The organism is Roseovarius sp. (assembly GCF_018066915.1).
Lineage (GTDB): Bacteria > Pseudomonadota > Alphaproteobacteria > Rhodobacterales > Rhodobacteraceae > Roseovarius.
Genome location: NZ_JAGPVV010000350.1, coordinates 1 through 6,014, shown reverse-complemented (window position 1 = coordinate 6,014; position 6,014 = coordinate 1). Strand labels below are relative to the sequence as shown.

General features: G+C 60.5%; 8 protein-coding genes. All 8 read right to left on the bottom strand.

What is annotated here, in order from left to right; all coding sequences use genetic code 11:
* Positions 1-98 precede the first annotated feature (98 nt).
* Positions 99-1,319 (bottom strand): cysteine desulfurase, encoded by a 1,221-nt coding sequence (locus tag KBT70_RS19615; RefSeq protein ID WP_296638086.1) that lies wholly within the window; start codon positions 1,317-1,319, stop codon positions 99-101.
* A gap of 1 nt (position 1,320) precedes the next feature.
* Entirely contained in the window at positions 1,321-1,917 is a 597-nt protein-coding gene (locus KBT70_RS19610; RefSeq protein WP_296638085.1) for a Yip1 family protein, read from the bottom strand.
* Positions 1,914-2,399, bottom strand: coding sequence for a YIP1 family protein (locus tag KBT70_RS19605; protein WP_296638083.1), 486 nt, complete (start codon positions 2,397-2,399; stop codon positions 1,914-1,916). Before KBT70_RS19605 ends, KBT70_RS19610 begins: the two co-directional genes overlap by 4 nt.
* Positions 2,399-3,688: a SufD family Fe-S cluster assembly protein gene (locus KBT70_RS19600; protein ID WP_296638087.1), complete on the bottom strand. Its 1,290-nt coding sequence runs from the start codon at positions 3,686-3,688 to the stop codon at positions 2,399-2,401. The genes KBT70_RS19605 and KBT70_RS19600 overlap by 1 nt, the downstream gene beginning before the upstream one ends.
* On the bottom strand, positions 3,688-4,443 hold the full coding sequence (sufC, locus tag KBT70_RS19595) for a Fe-S cluster assembly ATPase SufC (RefSeq protein WP_296638082.1): 756 nt from the start codon (positions 4,441-4,443) through the stop codon (positions 3,688-3,690). The genes KBT70_RS19600 and sufC overlap by 1 nt, the downstream gene beginning before the upstream one ends.
* A 32-nt stretch (positions 4,444-4,475) precedes the next feature.
* Complete coding sequence (locus KBT70_RS19590) at positions 4,476-5,081, bottom strand: hypothetical protein (RefSeq protein ID WP_296638081.1); 606 nt, start codon at positions 5,079-5,081, stop codon at positions 4,476-4,478.
* A 1-nt stretch (position 5,082) separates the two neighbouring features.
* Positions 5,083-5,397: a heavy metal-binding domain-containing protein gene (locus tag KBT70_RS19585; RefSeq protein ID WP_296638077.1), complete on the bottom strand. Its 315-nt coding sequence runs from the start codon at positions 5,395-5,397 to the stop codon at positions 5,083-5,085.
* A 23-nt stretch (positions 5,398-5,420) separates the two neighbouring features.
* Positions 5,421-6,014: SufD family Fe-S cluster assembly protein (locus KBT70_RS19580; protein ID WP_296638075.1), on the bottom strand; the 594-nt coding region annotated here is incomplete at its 5' end.

Here is a 6,014-nt window from a genome sequence, read left to right as displayed (position 1 = left end):
TGGCCTCTGCCTTCGGAGGGCAGCGCTCTATCCAGCTGAGCTATGGGTCCACTTGCGCGGTGGTATAGCGGGGCCAGCACGGCCCCGCAATCGCAAAATCAGCCGAAAAGCTCGTGCGCCAGCTCGAGCGCCTCGATCAGCACATCCACTTCGGCGCGGGTGTTATACATCGCAAAGGACGCCCGGCAGGTGGCGCTGACGCCCAGATGCTCCATCAACGGCCCTGTGCAATGCTGCCCCGCGCGCACCGCCACGCCCTTCTTGTCGAGGATGGTCGAGATATCATGGGCATGCGCAGCCCCTTGCATCGTAAAGGAAAATATCGCCGCCTTGTCCGGTGTCGTGCCCTGCACGTTGATCCAGTTGAGCCCCGCCAGACGTTCTTGCGCATAGTGGCTCAGATCATCCTCATGGGCGCTGATCGTCCCCATGCCAATGCCCATCATATACTCGAGCGCAACACCCAGACCGATGGTCTGCACGATACCGGGGGTGCCCGCCTCGAACTTCATCGGCGGCTCGTTGTAGGTCACGCTGTCGCGGGTCACTTCGCGGATCATGTCGCCGCCGCCCATGAAGGGGCGCATTTCGGCCATTCGTTCCTTGCGCACAAAGATCGCGCCTGATCCCGACGGACCATAGAGCTTGTGCCCGGTGATGGCATAGAAATCACAGCCCATCTCATCGAGATTGACCGGCATATGCACCGCCGCCTGAGAGCCATCAACCAGCACCGGCACGCCCTGCGCGTGGGCGGCATCGCAGATCGCCTTTACATCAACTTTGGTTCCCAACACGTTGGAAAGTTGCGTAATTGCAATCAGTTTGGTCTTGGGTGTAATCGCGTCGATCACCTTTTGCGGGTCAAGATAGCCCCGCGCATCGACATCCACCCATTTCAGAGCGACGCCTTGCCGTTCACGCAGGAAATGCCAAGGCACAATATTGGCGTGGTGCTCCATGATGCTCAGGATGATCTCGTCCCCGGCTTGCATTCGTGGCATGGCCCAGCCATAGGCGACCATATTGATCCCCTCGGTCGTGCCCGAATTGAAGATGATCTGATCCTCATCGGCCACACCCAAAAAGCGCGCCACGATCCCGCGCACCGCCTCGTATTTCTCGGTGGCGAGGTTGCTCAGATAATGCAGCCCGCGATGCACATTCGCATATTCCATGGAATAGGCGCGGGTGATGGCATCAATCACCACCTGCGGCTTTTGTGCTGAGGCCCCATTATCTAGGTAAACCAAAGGCTTGCCGTTCACTTCTCGTGCAAGAATCGGGAAATCGGCACGAATTTTCTCGACATCGAGCATGTTATGCCCCTCCCATTGCGGCCACGCCTATCAGGCTCAGCAGAATACTCAGTCCGACCGCCATCGCGACGATGGACAGAATGATAATTCCAAAGGATTTCAGCATGTTGTCATAGCGATGCGCGGTATCCACAAAACCCGTGAGAATATAGATACCCCAGACCGAGGACACAAAGATCAAGAGTGCCGCCAAGGTTGGCAGCGCAAGAACTATCACCGCGACCGCCACTTGCAGGATAAGGCGCAGCACCTGCAGCCAGCAGATCAGCGCCAGGACCTCCCGCACCTCCGCCGTGCCTCCGAACATCCGCCCAACCCAAAAGAGCGCATAGACCGTGATCACAAGCGCCCCCAACAGGAAGAGGGTAAAGAGCAACGGCGAGTGAAAGGCAGGCGGCATCAGCGTCGGCGTCGTGGGGTCCATGGGCGGGGCTAGCCGCAGCGAGACCGAATAGACGATGGCATTGAGCACCGACATCAGGGCCAGCGCCATCCACAACGTCTGTTGCGGCAGGCCAAATCCGATCAGTGCCCGTGCCGCCTCGCGCGGACGAAACAGGGTTTCCAGCAACAGCGCCTTGAAATCCGCCTGCGTCATGCGCCGCTCCACTCTGCCTCGATCAATCCGGACACCCAGAACCACAGGAAGACCACCAACCACAAGAGACCAACCGCCTGCAGTCCCGGCCCCGGCCCGACAAAGCCTGCCACCAAGCCATGTAGCAAAATCAACGGGCTGGCCGCCAAAAATGCCCAAAAGAGCGCTATGCGCGCGCCAAAGGCTGTGCCCTTGCCCCGCAATACCCGCGCAAGTCCATGGCTGAGAAACGCCAAGCCATAGAGGATCAGCGGCGCAAAGAATATCCACGCCAAGAGCGACGCCCCCAGCAACGGGTTCAGCTCTTGGCCTGTCAGATGCGCCTCGCGCGCGAGGCGGGGCCATTGCGCGACAAAGACCACCACACAGGCGGCAATCAGCATGACCAGCGCGCGATCTTCACGCGGGCCCATAGCCAGCAAGCGCCGCACCACCCGGCGCGGACCGCGGTAGGTGGCGACAAGATCGGTCGTGACCGGCATCAGCGGCGCCTGCGCTCCAGCCAGGCGGCAAGCTGGCTGTTGATATCCTCGCGCAGGCCCTCATCCTCGATTTCCTCGACCGCCTCGGCCAGAAAAGACAAGGTCAAGAGGTCGGTCGCAATGGTCCGGGGAATCCCCCGCGCCCGAAGGTAATAGAGCGCGTCCTCGTCAATCGCCCCCGAGGTCGAGCCATGCGAACAGGCCACGTCATCGGCATAGATTTCCAGTTCCGGTTTGGCCAGAAACTGACTGTCCTCATCCAGCAAGAACGCCTGACTGATCTGATAGCCATCCGTTTTCTGCGCGCCGGGTTTGACGAGGATCTTACCCTGAAACACGCCCGTCGCCCCGTTGCGCAGCACTTTCTTGAACACCTGCCGGCTCTCGCAGCGCAGCGCGTCATGGGTGACGAACACCGTGTCATCCTGATGGAAATCGCCATCGCCCATGGCGGCCCCCGCCACATGCGCGACGGCATCGTCGCCCACCAGGTCGATCACACATTCGTTGCGTGTCATCACCCCATTGGCGGTCATGGTGAAGGATTTGAAGAGGCTACCCGCACCTAACCGGGCAAAGATATGGGTCGCCGCGCGCCGCTCGTGATCGCGCCCTTGGGTGCGGATATGGTGAAAGCGCGCGCCATCGGCCACCTCGACCTCCATCACCTTGTTGAACCGTGCGGCGGCAGGGCCATTCTCGAGAATCGTCACTTCGGCCTCGGGGTCGAGCTTGATCACATGATGCAGGATCGCGTCGGAAACCTCTGATTTATGGACATAAACCAGATTTATCGGCTTGCTCGGGCGACCTGTGACATGGATCAGAAGGCCATCCGTGGCATAGGCCGTATTGAGCGTGGCCAGCGGGCGCGCCACAGGCGATTGTCCGCGTTCTTCCAGCACCCCGTAGAGGTCGCGCGCCCAGTGGATATCGCTCTTGGCCGCCGTCGCCAGCCGCTCGATGCGCACGCCTGCAAGGGTTAGATCGTCGCTCGCCTCGGCATCAAAGACGCCATCGACGAACACAAGCTTGAGCCGATCCACATCCGCAAAGCTGTCCGGCTCATCATCGTTGAGAAAGAGCGCAGCGTGCGGTGCCTCGACCTGAACGAGGGTGTCGGGGCGGGTGAATTTCCAGTATTCGTCGCGCCGGTCCGGCAGGCCCATGGCCTGCAGACGCGACAGCGCCGCCTCGCGCGCCGCCGTCGCCCAGAGCCCGCCTTGTGGGAGGGTCATCGCCTGCAATCGCGCCTCAAGCGCCGTTTGCTTGGGTTGCGGCACCGCCATCATGCCACCTCCGCAAGGATATCCGCATAGCCGTTCTGCTCCACTTCGAGAGCAAGCTCTGGACCACCGGTTTTGACGATGCGACCATCAGACATGATATGCACCACATCCGGTTTGATATGGTCGAGCAGCCGCTGGTAATGCGTGATCACCAGAAACGCCCGCCCGGCATCGCGCAGCGCGTTCACCCCGTCGGCCACCAGCTTCATCGCATCCACGTCAAGGCCCGAATCGGTCTCGTCGAGGATGCACATCTTGGGCTCGAGCATGGCCATCTGGAGGATTTCATTGCGCTTTTTCTCGCCCCCGGAAAAGCCCACGTTGACCGGTCGCTTGAGCATGTCAGCGTCGATCTGGAGCGTCTTGGCCTTGTCCCGCACCACTTTGAGGAACTCGGCCGCGCTCATTTCCTCTTGGCCGCGCGCCTTGCGCTGTGCGTTCACAGCGGTGCGCAAAAAGGTCATGTTGCCCACGCCGGGAATTTCGACCGGATATTGGAAGGCCAGAAAGAGCCCCGCCGCCGCACGTTCCTCTGGTTCCATTCCCAGCAGATCGACACCGTCCAAGGTGGCGCTGCCGTTCGTGACCTTGTAGCCGTCACGCCCCGACAGAACATAGGACATCGTGGACTTGCCAGAGCCGTTGGGCCCCATGATCGCATGCACCGTCCCGGCCTCGACCGTCAGGTTGACGCCTTTGAGGATGGTCTTGTCCTCTTCTTCAAGATCGACGTGCAGGTTCTTGATTTCCAACATTTTTCTTGATCCTTCTGTATACTGTGGCGGCGTCAGGGCCGCGTCATCATCTCTATGATCGTCAAAAGGTCCTCGGACCTCAGGTCTATCGGTGTTACGTCGAATTCGGCCATCCGCCCGATCATCCGCCGGGGCGCGCCGATGAAATCCTCGATCCGGTGATAGTGCTTGCGCGGGGCGTAATCGTCGAAAAGCAGGGTCAGTGGCCGCGCCGTGCGCAGCGCCGCCGCCATGGCACAGCCGGTGCGAAACCGCCCATCCACCAACACCACATCGGGTTGCGCGAAGCCGGCCATATCCCAGACCTTGAGAGGATACTGCGCATAGCTCTTCCAGCCGCTTGCATCGCGGGGAAATCCCCAATCCTTGGTCGGTCCGATATCGGACCAGATCACATCTACCTCTGTGCCTGCCGCGGGCGGGTTCTGTGCAAACCAGCCGCGCATCATCTCGGCCCAGGCCTGATCGCTCTCGACCGAAAAGATACGTTTGCCCTGCATCTCCGCGGCCACCACGGTCGATCCACCAGAGCCATATTCGAGGATCACCCCCGCCCGCGCATAAACCTCGCGCAGATGCGCCGCTTCGGCATCGGGCAGGGTAAGAACCGGCCTGTCTATGGTGTCTGTCCCAGCCATATCAGTCCAGCACGACCGCCGTGCCGCTGGCCGACACCATGAGCATCGAATCGCCCACCACCTCGTAATCAAGATCGACCCCAACCACGGCATCGGCCCCAAGCTCTGCTGCGCGCTCTTGCAACTCGCTCAACGCGACTTCACGCGCCTCGCGCAGCTTGCTTTCGTAAGAGTCAGACCGCCCGCCGACCACATCGGTGATCTGCGCAAAGAAATCGCGCACGATATTGGCGCCCATGATCGCCTCTCCCACGACGATGCCGCGATAATCCACGATCTTGCGGCCTTCTACGCTCGGAGTGGTGGTTACAATCATCACGCTTGCTCCGCGAGTGGGCGTCAGCCCACCGACCCTTCCAGTGAAATCGCAACCAACTGCTGCGCTTCCATGGCAAACTCCATCGGCAGCGCCTGCAACACGTCGCGGCAGAACCCGTTGACGACCAACGCCACCGCCTCTTCCTCGTCCATGCCACGGGCGCGGCAATAGAACATCTGATCGTCATCCACCTTGGAAGTGGTCGCCTCATGTTCGACCCGGCTCGAGTTGTTCTTGACCTCGATATAGGGCACCGTATGTGCCCCGCATTTGTCACCAATGAGCAGGCTGTCGCATTGGGTGTAATTGCGGCTGTTCTTGGCCTTGGGATGCATCGAAACGAGCCCGCGATAGGTGTTCTGCGCATGGCCCGCGCTGATGCCCTTGGACACGATGCGCGAGCGCGTGTTCTTGCCCAGATGGATCATCTTGGTGCCGGTATCGGCCTGCTGATAGTTGTTGGCGATGGCGATGGAATAGAATTCGCCTTGGCTATCATCACCGCGCAGGATGCAGCTGGGGTATTTCCACGTCACAGCAGACCCAGTTTCAACCTGCGTCCACATTACCTTGGCCCGGTCACCACGACAATCGGCGCGCTTGGTCACAAAGTT